The 11,973-nt window shown below is 61.9% G+C and carries 12 protein-coding genes and 2 pseudogenes; 6 read left to right on the forward strand and 8 right to left on the reverse strand.

Going from position 1 to position 11,973, the window contains the following annotated elements:
• Positions 1-77 precede the first annotated feature (77 nt).
• Positions 78-500: a hypothetical protein gene (locus AC1Z3V_RS01315; protein ID WP_483499504.1), complete on the reverse strand. Its 423-nt coding sequence runs from the start codon at positions 498-500 to the stop codon at positions 78-80.
• Entirely contained in the window at positions 490-750 is a 261-nt protein-coding gene (locus AC1Z3V_RS01320; RefSeq protein ID WP_483496771.1) for a type II toxin-antitoxin system Phd/YefM family antitoxin, read from the reverse strand. The genes AC1Z3V_RS01315 and AC1Z3V_RS01320 overlap by 11 nt, the downstream gene beginning before the upstream one ends.
• Positions 751-946: 196 nt before the next feature.
• Between AC1Z3V_RS01320 and parS the strand changes: the two genes are divergently transcribed.
• Both parS and AC1Z3V_RS01330 read left to right on the forward strand, forming a co-directional pair.
• Positions 947-1,429: a type II RES/Xre toxin-antitoxin system antitoxin gene (parS, locus tag AC1Z3V_RS01325; RefSeq protein WP_483496772.1), complete on the forward strand. Its 483-nt coding sequence runs from the start codon at positions 947-949 to the stop codon at positions 1,427-1,429.
• Positions 1,426-1,932, forward strand: a complete 507-nt coding sequence (locus AC1Z3V_RS01330; protein ID WP_483496774.1) for an RES family NAD+ phosphorylase — start codon at positions 1,426-1,428, stop codon at positions 1,930-1,932. The genes parS and AC1Z3V_RS01330 overlap by 4 nt, the downstream gene beginning before the upstream one ends.
• 54 nt (positions 1,933-1,986) lie before the next feature.
• Here the strand turns inward: AC1Z3V_RS01330 and AC1Z3V_RS01335 are convergent.
• Positions 1,987-2,188, reverse strand: a pseudogene (locus AC1Z3V_RS01335) (DUF736 family protein); the annotation flags it as partial.
• A 480-nt stretch (positions 2,189-2,668) separates the two neighbouring features.
• Here AC1Z3V_RS01335 and AC1Z3V_RS01340 point away from each other — a divergent pair.
• From AC1Z3V_RS01340 to AC1Z3V_RS01350, 3 genes and pseudogenes are all read left to right on the forward strand, one after another.
• A complete protein-coding gene (locus tag AC1Z3V_RS01340; RefSeq protein WP_483496775.1) occupies positions 2,669-3,859 on the forward strand; it encodes a DUF1173 domain-containing protein in 1,191 nt (396 codons plus the stop codon).
• Between the two features lie 276 nt (positions 3,860-4,135).
• Positions 4,136-4,740, forward strand: a pseudogene (locus AC1Z3V_RS01345) (ArsR/SmtB family transcription factor).
• A gap of 14 nt (positions 4,741-4,754) precedes the next feature.
• Positions 4,755-4,898 (forward strand): hypothetical protein, encoded by a 144-nt coding sequence (locus AC1Z3V_RS01350; RefSeq protein ID WP_483496776.1) that lies wholly within the window; start codon positions 4,755-4,757, stop codon positions 4,896-4,898.
• A 90-nt stretch (positions 4,899-4,988) separates the two neighbouring features.
• On the opposite strand, the gene AC1Z3V_RS01355 is transcribed toward AC1Z3V_RS01350, so the two are convergent.
• From AC1Z3V_RS01355 to AC1Z3V_RS01365, 3 genes are read right to left on the reverse strand one after another with little or no spacing between them, the layout of a single operon-like run.
• Positions 4,989-5,993, reverse strand: a complete 1,005-nt coding sequence (locus AC1Z3V_RS01355) for a tyrosine-type recombinase/integrase (RefSeq protein ID WP_483496778.1) — start codon at positions 5,991-5,993, stop codon at positions 4,989-4,991.
• Positions 5,990-7,366 carry a tyrosine-type recombinase/integrase gene (locus AC1Z3V_RS01360; protein ID WP_483496779.1) on the reverse strand — a complete coding sequence of 459 codons (1,377 nt, stop codon included), beginning with the start codon at positions 7,364-7,366 and terminating at the stop codon, positions 5,990-5,992. The genes AC1Z3V_RS01355 and AC1Z3V_RS01360 overlap by 4 nt, the downstream gene beginning before the upstream one ends.
• Positions 7,363-8,595, reverse strand: coding sequence for a site-specific integrase (locus AC1Z3V_RS01365; RefSeq protein WP_483496781.1), 1,233 nt, complete (start codon positions 8,593-8,595; stop codon positions 7,363-7,365). Before AC1Z3V_RS01365 ends, AC1Z3V_RS01360 begins: the two co-directional genes overlap by 4 nt.
• Before the next feature lie 317 nt (positions 8,596-8,912).
• Here AC1Z3V_RS01365 and AC1Z3V_RS01370 point away from each other — a divergent pair, with 317 nt between their 5' ends.
• Positions 8,913-10,322, forward strand: a complete 1,410-nt coding sequence (locus AC1Z3V_RS01370; protein ID WP_483496783.1) for a cation:proton antiporter — start codon at positions 8,913-8,915, stop codon at positions 10,320-10,322.
• A 59-nt stretch (positions 10,323-10,381) separates the two neighbouring features.
• Here AC1Z3V_RS01370 and AC1Z3V_RS01375 read toward each other — a convergent pair whose 3' ends face one another.
• Complete coding sequence (locus AC1Z3V_RS01375) at positions 10,382-10,828, reverse strand: NUDIX hydrolase (RefSeq protein WP_483496785.1); 447 nt, start codon at positions 10,826-10,828, stop codon at positions 10,382-10,384.
• 168 nt (positions 10,829-10,996) lie between these two features.
• Positions 10,997-11,803 (reverse strand): ArdC family protein, encoded by an 807-nt coding sequence (locus tag AC1Z3V_RS01380; RefSeq protein WP_483496786.1) that lies wholly within the window; start codon positions 11,801-11,803, stop codon positions 10,997-10,999.
• Positions 11,804-11,973: the final 170 nt, after the last annotated feature.

Below are 11,973 nucleotides of genomic sequence, written 5' to 3' on the forward strand. Positions count from 1 at the left end.
CACAATCGCTGTCGCCTCGACAGACGCTCGCATGCTCCGATCCGTCAGAGCTAGGTAATTGCGGGGCCGGCGTTCGCTTACTCCGTCCGATTGACGCGTCGGCCCGATTTGCGCGACGCCTCGCCAAAGGCTGCGGCAATTCTCATCATGAAGGCCTTGCTGAACCGTCCAAGCGCTTGTTCGTCCGGCTCGATGTACCAGGATCGTTCGGCGACATCGTAATTGTATTCGTCGACAACGATCCAGCAGCGCTTGAGGTCGCTGAGGCCCGCCCGCCGGCACTCGATATCGGAAACTTCCAAGGCTATACGATCGGGCTGCGGCGGTTGGGTCGTGATCGCGAGAAGTGCCAGATGGGTGAGTCCATCATTCGCGCCACGGACAGCGACCACGACACAGGCCGGCCGGGTCTTCCGGCCTTCGGTTTCGCCACGCTCCTGCTGCCACGCCCAGAGGTAGGGATAGGCAATCACCTGACCGGGCAGGAACTCACGACTCATCATCATACCCCTCGCCGCGCGCCAGCCGATCGATCTCCGCGGCGAAGAGTTCCTTATGTTCCTCCGGCATATCCGAAGCGCGATGGGTGCCACGCGGATCGCCGCCGGTGCGCATCCGCTCGTAATACTCATAGCTCATCAGCACGAAGCGGGGTTTCCGGTGCTTGGTGAGAACGACGGGTTCGCGGCTCGCGGCGTCGGTTACATCGCCCACCTGCTTGTTGAGATCACCTGTCGTGAACTGACGCATGGTCATACTCCTTTGTCGCTCTCCATAATATCCATCTTTTCCAGATTTGCAAGAAAACAGCACTTCGCGCCATCTCCTGCAGCCTGCGAGACAGGGGCATAGTGCCCGGTCCGGCGACGTCGCCGGCTGCACCAACCTTGAAATTGCTCGCGACACGTGACACATAATGAACGACAGCTGACGTTGGAGAAAGATCATGGGCATCGCAACAAAAGCACCTTCTTCAGCAAGCGGTGGCGAACTGCAAAAGATTGAAGCGTTGCTCGGCGGATCGCGCGTTCTGGCGCGCCGCCTGACCAATGCGCTCGACGCGCATGACCTGCTTCTAAACGGCTTGCCCGCGTTGGCGCTCGATCATCTTATCGGTAACCTCGTCGTCATCGGCAAGAACGAGTCTCTTGAAAAGGCGGTCGGCATGAGCTTGCGCACATGGCAGCGGCGGAAGGACACGCCCTCCAAACCACTCAGCTTGGAACAAAGCGGCCGTGCTTGGAAATTCGCCGAGATCCTCGCAAAGGCAACGGGTATTTTCGGATCGCAGGCGGAAGCCGAGCAATGGCTCGATCGCCCAGCAGTCGGGCTTGACCAGCGCCGTCCGATCGATCTTCTCGGGACGCCCGCCGGTGTAGAACTGGTTGAGGATCATCTCGACCGCCTGGAATACGGCGTCTACGCATGACATTTCTGCCAATCGCGCTCGGCGGGACCGAGTTGCTTGCGTGGCGGCTCGATCAGGCCGTCCATGCGCCGACTTGGGATAGCGGGGAAGGTTCCTATCACGTGGGCGGCCGCTGGAATAGCAAGGGGGTCCGCGCGGTCTACTGCTCCCTCGACCCTGCGACGGCAATTCTTGAAGTCGCGGTCCATAAGGGATTTCGGGCGCTCGACGCGGTGGCGCATATGATGACGGCGGCCATAATTGCTGATGTCGGCGATGTCCATGTCGTCGACCCAGAAACGGTACCCAATCCCAACTGGCTGCGCCCCGGGATTCCCGGCGCGGGACAGCAAGCCTTCGGGGATCATCTGTTGCGCCGACACCGTTTCGTAGCGGTTCCAAGTGCAGTCTCGCGGCATAGCTGGAACTTAATCTTTCTCGCGAGCCGCGCGACGGGCGCTTACGTTCTGAAGCTCCAGGAGAACTTCGCGTTGGACACGCGGCTGCATCCACCCCCGGCATGATGCTTGGATCGCGTCACCGCGAGTTGTGCGTGGGTGTCGATCAGAAGCGGTTCCAGCTGCGCCGATTTCGAAGCCGGTCTTGCGGTTGATGACGCAGTAGTTGGGGGCTTCTTCGCTCGACTTGCTTGCGTTCGGGACGGTGGCGATCGGGGCGTTGACCCGGATGGCGGCGAAGACGCCTTCGAGGATGCCATCGCTCTTAAGTCAGGGTTGCGATCGTGGTGGCACGAAGAGACGGCCGACCTGCTGCGGTCAGCTCGGCCGAAAATTTTGCAAAATTCTAAAAAACGGGCGCGCTTTCTTCCCGCTTTCGGAAGGGAAGCGCCAAGCTAGCGACGAACCATTCAGGCCACCCGGCCCGGCACTTCAAAGACTGCCAGCCACTTCGCTTGCGTTCACACCGGCCGGCGACGAAATGCTAGCGCATTGAGCCAACGTCGGCTGACGGGCCGGAGTACCCATATACTTGAGTGCCCAGATGCCTGCGTTCTCTGGCGCGGGCGAGGGACCGACCCTGATCGGCCTCGCCACGCCGAGCGCGGAAGTCGTCGTCGATGACGCAGTTCCCCCCGCCCAGTGGTTCCAGCCGAGCTGCGTTCCCGCGGCGCGCCGTCGGCGGTCTCCGCGACTAAGCCCGAAGGGCGTAAATGCAACGCTATAGGGTTTTACTATCTATTTTTTGATAGTAAAATGGACGCTACCCGTGTACCTTCGGCTGAAGCAAGGGAGAACCAAAGTGCGAAACTTCACGATCGGCGATCAGACGCTGGACGGATCCTCGCCGGAGTTTCGGGCGCTGCTTCCGCGTGCCTATGAGCAGAGGCTTCGGCCGATGTGTATGTGCAAGGAGCCCCCGGTTGCGATGTATATCGCGCTCCTGGAGGATCAGTATCTCATCAAGCGCATGCCGCTTTCGGGGCGCGACCACGATCCCGCGTGCCCTTCCTATGAGGCGCCCTACGAGCTTTCCGGTCTCGGTCCCCTGATCGGCAATGCGATCCAGATCGATGGCAGCGGCAGGGCCGACCTGAAGCTGGATTTTTCCTTGACGAAACGCGGGCCTCGATCGGCGCCGGGCGCACCGGCTGAAATAACGGAACCAAGCATCCGCAGCGAGCCCAAGAAGCTGTCGCTCAGGGCGATGCTGCATTATCTCTGGGAGGCCGGCGAACTGACGGAATGGCGCTCGACATGGGCGGGCCGGCGCGGCTGGGGCCGGGTGCGCACCAGCCTCATCAATGCCGCCTCGCAGATGACCGCAAGGGGCGGCCCGTTGAGCGACATGCTCTTCGTTCCTGAGGTTTTTCATCCGGACGACAAGAAGGGGGTTGCTACCCGGCGCGCCGCTGCGCTCAACGGTGTGCAAGCGACAGCTTCGGGGGCGCGCAAGCTGATGATGATCGTCGCCGAGGTGAAGGAATTTTCCGCAGCCCGCGAGGGACACAAGATTGTCGCACGGCATCTGCCCTTCCCGCTGATGATCGAGGATGGCGCCTGGCGGCGTCTTGCAGCCCGCTATGAGACCGAACTGGAGTTGTGGCGCTCGAGCGAGGCACTGCATCTGATCGTCATCGCCACCTTCGGCATCTCGACCGCCGGTATCGCGTCGGTCGAAGAGGTCGCCCTGATGGTGGTCAACGAACATTGGCTGCCATTCGAGGACATCCACGAGCTACGGCTCTTAGAGAAACTGAGCCACCTCAAGCGAAAGAGCGTCAAGGGCCTGCGTTTCAACCTGCCGCGCGATGCGCCGATCGTGTCAGTGACATTGCCGGAACAGAAGCCCGCCCCCGTCGCGATGTTCATCGTGCCGGCGAGCGCCGGCGATGAATACGAGCAGGCACTCACCGATATGATCGACGGGAGGCCGGAGATCGCACCTTGGGTCTGGAGGCTGGCCGAGGGCGAGATGCCGCGACTTCCTTGATACGGGAACACGGAGTTGCGGGGCGTTGAGACGCGCGATGAAGGCGTCCTGGGCCTTATAAGAGGCGAGCAGGTTGAAGTGCGTCCGGGAATAATCGATCCAGCTCCAGCGGACCTGCCGCCGCCAGTTCCTCTCTATGGAGCGGAGCGATTTAACGACGCCGTCAAATCGGTACTGCCCGTCCAGGGCAACGTTCAGGCGGCCGCTCTGCATGGATGAGAGTGCTTCGGCCCTGAACATGGGATTGCCTTTCCGTGAACTCCAAAACCCGGCCAGGTGGCGCAGGCGCTCGGACATGCGCACCGGCTTGAACTCCTGGAGCACCTCGCGCAGGGCGAGCGCAGCGTCGAGGAGCTTTCCTCCCCGACCGGCCTAACCTTCGCCAACACATCGCGCCATCTGCAGATCCTTCGGCGAGCCGCCTTGTCGAGACGGAGCGCCGGGACAAGCACATTCTCTATCGCCTCGCCGGCTCGCTCACTAAGGCACTCGGCCGTGTCGGCGAGCGCGACCTCGCCGAAATCGACCGCGTGAAGGCAGACTACTTCCACACCCGCGATGCGCTGGAGCCCGTGTCAAGAGACGATCTGGTCTCCAGGTTGCGAGATGATCTCGTTACGATCCTCGATGTTCGCCCGGAGGATGAGTTCGCACTCGGCCATCTCCCAAGCGCGGTCAACATCCCGCTGGGCGAGCTGGAGCGACGCTTGGGCGAACTTCTGCAAGATCGGGAAGTCGTTGCCTACTGCCGCGGTCCATACTGTGTCCTCTCCTTTGAAGCGGTCGCGGCGCTAAGAGCCCACGGCTATCTCGTGCGCCGGCTCGAGGACGGCTATCCAGAATGGAAAGCCGCCGGATTGCCGATCGAAACCGCTGCCTGAAACAGGACCTTGCTATGAATTCGGAGCGCCTATGCGGCGCCCCGGACATCGCTCCTGTGAGCTTCGCACTGCTGCGCGTGCATCCAGTCGGCGATCTGCTGCGCCTTGCTCGCGGCGGTGAAGATGGCGCGCTTGTCGGAACGCAGCACCTCGAGTAATCAACAGCAGCTCATAATGTGGAGGAGCTCCTTGTCTCAGCTGTTACGCGGCGATGGTTGGCGATCTCCTCCACATTATTTCCAGGATGGCTAAAGGCTATCGAGCCAGGCAAGCACGCTGTGGTCTTGTTTCCACGATGGAGGTTTGGCCGGACGTGATGGACCTCCGAGGCGTTCCAGCGCCAGACGCTTAGTTTCCAGATTTGCCTGAGCGTAGTGGTTTGTGGTGTCGAGGCTGACGTGGCCAAGCCAGCTTCGGATCACCGTGACGTCAACGCCGGCCGCCACCAAATGCACCGCTGTTGCATGACGGAAGCTGTGAGGCGTTACGTGCTTCGAGGCCAGGCTTGGCACATCTTTGGCTGCCGCCTCGACATATTCCGCCAGTTTGAAGCGGACGCCCGATGCGCCGAGCGGGCCACCGTACCGATTGACGAAGATCGGCTGGTCGGCGGGTCTTGGCTGCCGCTGAAGCAACGATCTCAGCAATGATATCGTCTCCGGCCAAAGAGGACTGACCCGTTCTTTCCGTCCCTTGCCATAAAGACGCACACAGGCTGGCGAGTCGAACCGGATCGCCTGCGGGCAGACATCGAGCGCTTCCTGGATGCGCGCGCCGGTGTTGTAGAGGAAGGAGAAGAGTGCGTGGTCGCGTTGGCCCTCGATCGTCGAGCGATCGGGCTGCGCCAGAATGGCCTTCACCTCCTCCGGTTCCAGATAGCATGGCGCACGGATCGGCGCTTTCTTCATCGGAACGTGCAGGATTTCGGTGCACTGCGCGATCGCAGTCGGCTCGCGGCCGGCAACAAAGCCGAAGAAGCTGCGCAATGCCGACAGGCGGACGTTGCGCGTGCCGATCGTGTCTCCGCGTTCCTGTTCGGTATGGTGTAAAAAGGCGCTGACCTCGGAAGCCGTCAGGTCGCCCAATGTAAGCTGAGCGACCGGTCGGCGCCGACGTTGAGCCACGAACCTGAGGAACAGGCGCCATGTGTCGCGGTAGGACCGAACAGTGTGCACAGAGGCGTTCCGCTGCTGGACCATCCATTCATAGAAGAAGGCATGCAGGAGCCTCGGGAACGGGTCGGCCGGCTTCATGGCTCCACCCCTTCCGATGCATGCAGGCAGTGCGCTCCGAACGTCCGGAAGCGTTCGTTTGCTTGCTGCAGGAGCTCCCGGGTGACGGTGATGTAGACCAGCGTCGAGTGGATATCGCGGTGCCCCAGATATGTCGCAAGCAACGGTAGCTTGTCCTGCGGATTGATGCCGGCGCGGTACCATTCGAGAATCCGGTTCACCACGAACGAATGCCGCAGGTCGTGGATGCGAGGGCCGGTCTTGCCCGTCGGCGGCTTGATTCCGGCCCGCCGCAGGATGTCGACAAGGTGGCCCGCGATGGCGTGAGACGTGTAGCGCGCGTCGCCCTGATCGTGCCAGAACAGGCCGGAATCGGGGCTTTGCGGCGCCTTCGCCTTGCATCTGGCTTGCAGATATTCCCGCAGCGCCGATAATGCGCTGTCGGCCAATGGCAGTATTCTGGATTTGAAGAACTTCGTCTCCCGGATGGTGATCGTGCCGGCCAGCAGATCGATATCCGCAAGATTCAGGCGCGCAAGTTCACCCAACCGCAATCCAGCGCAATAAGCCAGGACCAGCATGGTATAGAGGCTAATCGGGCGCAGCGGTGCGCGCGGGGATGGATAGGTCCGCGCAATATCGAGGAGACGACGAACCTCTTCCGGGCTGTAGATGTAAGGCCGACGCCATTGCCGCGCGACCTGCTGTGCCGGCCGCGGATCCGGGCGCCTCGGTTTGGTGTCGGGATCGAGATGATGCTGTGCTTTGCTCAGGGCTTGAGCGAGCCGTTCGCACTCGGCGGCATGGTTGACGGTCGGCCGCGCCGCCGCCCAATGCTGCAGCATCACCGATACCGGCTCCTGCGCCAGTTCCGGATGTGCCTGCAAGAAGCGATCGAAGCGCCAGAACCAACGGGCCTGTGTCTGGTAGCGATAGCCTCTTGCCTGCATCAGCGCGATGTGGTTGCGCATTAGGTCTCCGAGGACACTGCCGAACGGCGGGAACTGCCGTAGCGATTCAAGCGCCTTATCGGGATCGGAAGCGAGCAGGGCCTGCAGGATCGCCTTGTCGCTTCTTGCGTTATACTCGGCGCGCAGATCAGCTACTGGATTGCTGACGATCAATCTTTCCCGCTGCAGGAAGTCGAGGAAGCGAGTGACGATCCGGGCGCGATGGAGCAACGTTGACCGAGCCCAGATATGCGCCCGCTCGTTCAACCACATTTCCAGAGCTTCCCGCGTGATCTGCGACGGTCGGCATTGCCGCCGAACAGCGACCTCCTGGAAGCTGTGCAGGGTTTGGCGATAATAAATTGGGCTAATCGGACCGCGCAGCCGGAGCCGGCTGAGATAGCGAGCAATGGTCTTGCCGTCCGTGTCGGGCCAGGTGCTCATTGGCGCACCTCCTGTCCCGGTATCTCCAGGGCAATCGCCCGTAGGTCCTCCGTCGCCAGTTTCAGGTAGGGGATCGTCGACTCGGCTGAACGATGACCCAGCACGTCCCCGATCACCTTACGCGGGACGGCTGCCCGCAGCAGGCTCACCGCACGTGCATGGCGGAAGATATGCGGGCCGCGTTTGCCGGTCAGCAGGATACCTGCCGCTTCCATTCGCCGGCGGACCTCACTGTAAATGCGAACCATGGGAACATATGGCGCCCGTGTGCGGACGAAGATTTCCCGCACATCGGTTTCCGGGCGGCCGTGCCGAAGGTAGTCGATCAACGCCTCCCCAACTGGATCCAGCAACGGCAGCTGAGAACGCGCCCCCGACTTGGAGAGGCGGATGTTCAAGATGTCGGCACGCCAGTCGATGTCGTCCAACCGCAAACGACCTATTTCGCCCGAGCGCAACCCGTAAGTTGCCAGGAGTTGGAGGATGGCATAGTCCCGCAAGCCGATCGGTGATCTGTCTTTCCGGGCGGATTCCAGCACAGATGCGATCTGATCCGAACTCAGGGCGGACGGGATGCCCTCATAGGCATAGAGCAGCGGGGCGATCACGTGCGGGGTGAGATCGGTTGTGAGGTGACCCGTCCTGTGCAGATGCTTCAGCAGCGATCGAAGTCGCTCGGCGACATCTTTCAAAGACCTGCGCGTCAGCCCGGGCGCCCGCATGTCCATGTAGGCATCGACGTCGCGGACGTTCAGCTTCATGAAGCTGGCCATGCCGGAGTGCCCGACGTACCAGGCACAAAAATGCCGAGCCTCCCACATTAAAGCGTAAATCGAGGCGGCCGCCAGCCCACGTCCCTCCCGCAACCATGTCTGGTATTGGTCGCACACCTCTCGACAAAGAATGCCGCCGGCTTCGGCGGCCACAGGTTCGGGCGGCCAGCGTTTCAGCACGAACTTCAGAAACCCGTGTATCCCAGATCGGGGGATGGATATCCAATCGCGAGCAGGAGCGCGGCCATGACGCTTACGAAACTGCCGGACCGCAAGGCGCAGATAATCCGACACGATCGTCGGCGTCACCGATTCGAGAGCAATCTTCCGTTCGGCCAGATAGGAAAGGAAGTAATCGGCGTTCCGGCAATAATTGTGAACCACTACTGGATTGTATCGTTGTAGCGTCAAGGTCTCTCTAAATCGCTCGACCAAGGCGCGGTGTTCATGTGACATGGCATTTCCCTCAACTGTATTTGACAAACAGCCGAGGGTCTCATGCCAAAGATAATGCGCAGCAAATCGCTCTCGCGGTTTGGCCTTTGCGGAGCCCGGGCATGAACCTCCCGTGCGCGCCGCCTTCGTCGTCGACGATCCGGGCTAGCCCCTCCGCATTAGCCAGAGATAGATGGATTCTCCTAAAGACTGTCTTTCCATTGAGAACTACGCCTTTTTCCTCCAATGCGGTCCTGCTTAGGCCTGGAGTATCGTGCTCGTTCACACATCGGGCATCATGTGGCCCCTCGGGGGCGTTGGGCATTAGGAGAGCGGCAATGACGAATCCACAGCTGGGCCAAGTCCTCCTCGCCATTCTGCTGCTCATGTTGGGAGCGAATCTCTTCGGGCAGCTGTGCAGTCGCTTGCGTCAGCCGAAGGTTGTTGGCGAGATCCTCGCCGGCATCCTTCTCGGCCCTACACTCCTCGGGACAATCGCGCCCGACTTCGTCGCCGACCTCTTCGGCGCCGACAAGGCGGACCCGAAGGCGGTCGTGCTGGGATTCATGTACCACCTTGGGTTGCTCATGCTGATGTTCGTCTCAGGCTGCGCGGCCAAGCACCTGTTGGGCGCAGAGAACCGCAAGGCCACGGCCTGGGTCCTTGGCATCGGCACGCCGCTGCCGTTTTTCATCGCGCTCTTCCTGGCGCCGCTGCTGCCGCTTGAGTACTTTACGGGGACCGCAGGTAGCGAAGACGCGGTCGTGCTCGTCTTCGCCGCTGCCGCGGCGGTGACATCGATCCCCGTCATCACCAAGATCTTCTACGACCTCGGTATCCTCCACACCCGCTTCGCCAGCCTCCAACTGGGAGCCGCCGTCCTCGAGGATATTGCGTTGTGGGGGGTCCTCTCCGTGGCCACCGCCATCGCCGCCGCCACGCTCAGCTCCACCGGCGACGTGCTAACCACCACCGTCGGCGAACATGTGGCTGTCAACGCCGTTTACGTTATCGTCGCCCTCACCGTCATGCCGACGGTGCTCCGCAAGCTCTCACGAGCAAACTGGAACATCGTGGCCAAGCACTCCCCCGTCGCCTGGATGCTCGCCGTGTTTCTCGCCTACGTCTCCCTGGCGGCGGCTCTGGATGTGACTCTGGCCTTCGCCGCCTTGCTGGCCGGATTCGGCGTCATGGGCGGCATGAGAGGTACCGAGCAGGCCCGGTTCCGACTCCCGATGCAGTCCATCAGTGATGTGGCCGGATATTTTCTTGTGCCGCTGTACTTCGCCATTGTTGGCTATCGTCTCGATCTCTCCAAGACGCTAGACCCGCTGATGCTCGGCGGCTTCATGGTCGGCACATCCATCGTGGTATTCCTTTCCGTAGGCCTCGGCGCCAAGCTGGCCGGCATGAGCCGCCTCGACATCGTCAATCTCGCCGTCACCCAGAACGCCCGCGGCGGCCCCGGCATCGTCATGGCCTCGGTGGCCTTCGACGCCGGCATCATCAACGCCCCGTTCTTCACGACCCTGGTCCTTACCGCGGTGTTTACGTCACAGGCGTGCGGGGCTTGGCTCGAATATGTTCTCCGCCGGGGATGGCCGCTTCTGTCCGGCGACGACCTGCGCCGCCGCGGGATCGAACCGGAGCCCGAGGAGCCGCCGCAGCCGATACCGCCACTCGCTGGTGCCGGCCCTCAGCCCAACGGCTACGGCCATGGCGCCGCCGAACCGCACCGCGTCAGGTAAGGAGCATCACCCGCATAAGTGACGCCGTCGACACGTCGGAGCCGAACGCGAAGTCGCCATCAGCGAGAATTGCCCGTGAAGCTCCGAATGAGGGACGCAAGTTCTGGCTCATCTACGAGGAGCGCTGCATCGTCACGGGAGAGCCAAGCAAGTCTCCTCTGACCTTTCTCGGGCCAATCTGTGCGTTGCTTCGTCACCAGCAGCGGATATACAAGCACTTCGAGTCGTTCGAACACGGTCGCGCCGCGTTTCCAATAGGTATAGGTACCGACCGGCCTTCGTTGCACTTCCCCAATGACGCCCGCCTCCTCATAGGCTTCTATCGCGGCGGCGTCAGGTTTCTTGTGACCTTTCTTCTCCCAGCCCTTCGGTATGATAAAGCGCCCCGTATCACGCGAGGTAAGAACCAGAATTTCGACGGCACCCGATTCTGAAATACGGAAAGGAAGCGCCGCAACCTGCCGTCGGAGAACGAGATCAAATTCGGTCGTCTTTGTTTTCGCCATTGCCGCTCAGATTTAACGCTAATGCTGCCTTTCGACAAATTCCATCAAGCGGAACGGTGGAATTAAGCCAGCAAAAACAGCTTGGACGATCTGGTCCATATGGCCGTCTTCGGCCATCCTTCACATTATGAGCTGCTGCTGATTACCGAAGTAATGGCGAGCTCGCCATTACTTGAGCCAGGAGGCGATGTAGCGGGCATGGTCGGATCGTGGTTCGACGCTGAGGTTGAGATCGGCGCAGATCATCGCGCTCAAGAGCTCCACCGTGCATTCCTCCATGGCGTAGGCGGCCGAGCCGAACCGTCCGGAAAGATCGCGGCCGAGGCGATGCTTGGCGCCGGAAGCGTGGCCACATTCATGGAGCAGCACGGCGTAGTACGCGACCGCGTCGCGGAAGCAGGCGAACTCCGGCATCTGCACGTGATCGGCAGCCGGGCGGTAATAGGCCTGCGAGCCGCCGTGGCGGATGTCGATACCAAGGGCCGCGCAGAAGCGTTCGGCCCGCTCGATCCGCTCCGCCTCGGGCAGCACTGGCATCTCCGGCGGCCTGTAGCCGTCGACCTGAGCGCAATTGAAGACCGTATAGCCGCGGGCGAACAGACGCCGGGCGAGCTCGTCACGATCGTCGTCGCCGTGTTGGGCGTCCACCGCGTCACGATCGGTGGTCTTCCAGAACACGACAAGGTGGCCACGCTCGCCCTTGCGAACCTGCGCGCCGAGCGCCTGCCATTGGCGGTAGGTGCCCCAGATGCCGGCGGGATAGCCGGCCGCGTGCGCCGCAGCCCAGAGCGAGAGGATGTTGACGCCGCGATAAGCCTTGCACGAGGCGACGTTGACGGGCGTGGTGATGGCCGATCCGTCGTGGTGCCAGGGCATGCGGTAGTCACCGGCGCCGGCTTCGATGGCGGCGATGATCTGGCTGGTGACGCGCTCGTAGATATCGGTCGGGGTCTCGCGGTTGCGATTTGTGGTCATGGGTGCCTCCTTCAGCTCGCCCTCTCCGTCGAGGGCGAGGCGGCAGGGGCAGACGCGGGAGGCCGGCCCGTCACACCCTGTTCTCGGTGCTGGTGCGGAACAGGGTTGACGGGCTGGCAGCGTCTGCCACACCCGAGCCCTGCCTCGACGGGAGAGTTGAAGGAGGTGTC

The sequence above is a fragment of the Ensifer sp. 38_S197 genome, assembly GCF_056924495.1.

Bases quoted from the DNA above. Each gene is read 5' to 3' on its own strand.
- AC1Z3V_RS01355 (WP_483496778.1), bottom strand. From the start codon at position 5,993: ATGAAGCCGGCCGACCCGTTCCCGAGGCTCCTGCATGCCTTCTTCTAT.
- AC1Z3V_RS01330 (WP_483496774.1), top strand. From the start codon at position 1,426: ATGACATTTCTGCCAATCGCGCTCGGCGGGACCGAGTTGCTTGCGTGG.
- parS (WP_483496772.1), top strand. From the start codon at position 947: ATGGGCATCGCAACAAAAGCACCTTCTTCAGCAAGCGGTGGCGAACTG.
- AC1Z3V_RS01370 (WP_483496783.1), top strand. From the start codon at position 8,913: ATGACGAATCCACAGCTGGGCCAAGTCCTCCTCGCCATTCTGCTGCTC.
- AC1Z3V_RS01350 (WP_483496776.1), top strand. From the start codon at position 4,755: ATGAATTCGGAGCGCCTATGCGGCGCCCCGGACATCGCTCCTGTGAGC.
- AC1Z3V_RS01375 (WP_483496785.1), bottom strand. From the start codon at position 10,828: ATGGCGAAAACAAAGACGACCGAATTTGATCTCGTTCTCCGACGGCAG.
- AC1Z3V_RS01315 (WP_483499504.1), bottom strand. From the start codon at position 500: ATGAGTCGTGAGTTCCTGCCCGGTCAGGTGATTGCCTATCCCTACCTC.
- AC1Z3V_RS01360 (WP_483496779.1), bottom strand. From the start codon at position 7,366: ATGAGCACCTGGCCCGACACGGACGGCAAGACCATTGCTCGCTATCTC.
- AC1Z3V_RS01380 (WP_483496786.1), bottom strand. From the start codon at position 11,803: ATGACCACAAATCGCAACCGCGAGACCCCGACCGATATCTACGAGCGC.
- AC1Z3V_RS01365 (WP_483496781.1), bottom strand. From the start codon at position 8,595: ATGTCACATGAACACCGCGCCTTGGTCGAGCGATTTAGAGAGACCTTG.
- AC1Z3V_RS01320 (WP_483496771.1), bottom strand. From the start codon at position 750: ATGCGTCAGTTCACGACAGGTGATCTCAACAAGCAGGTGGGCGATGTA.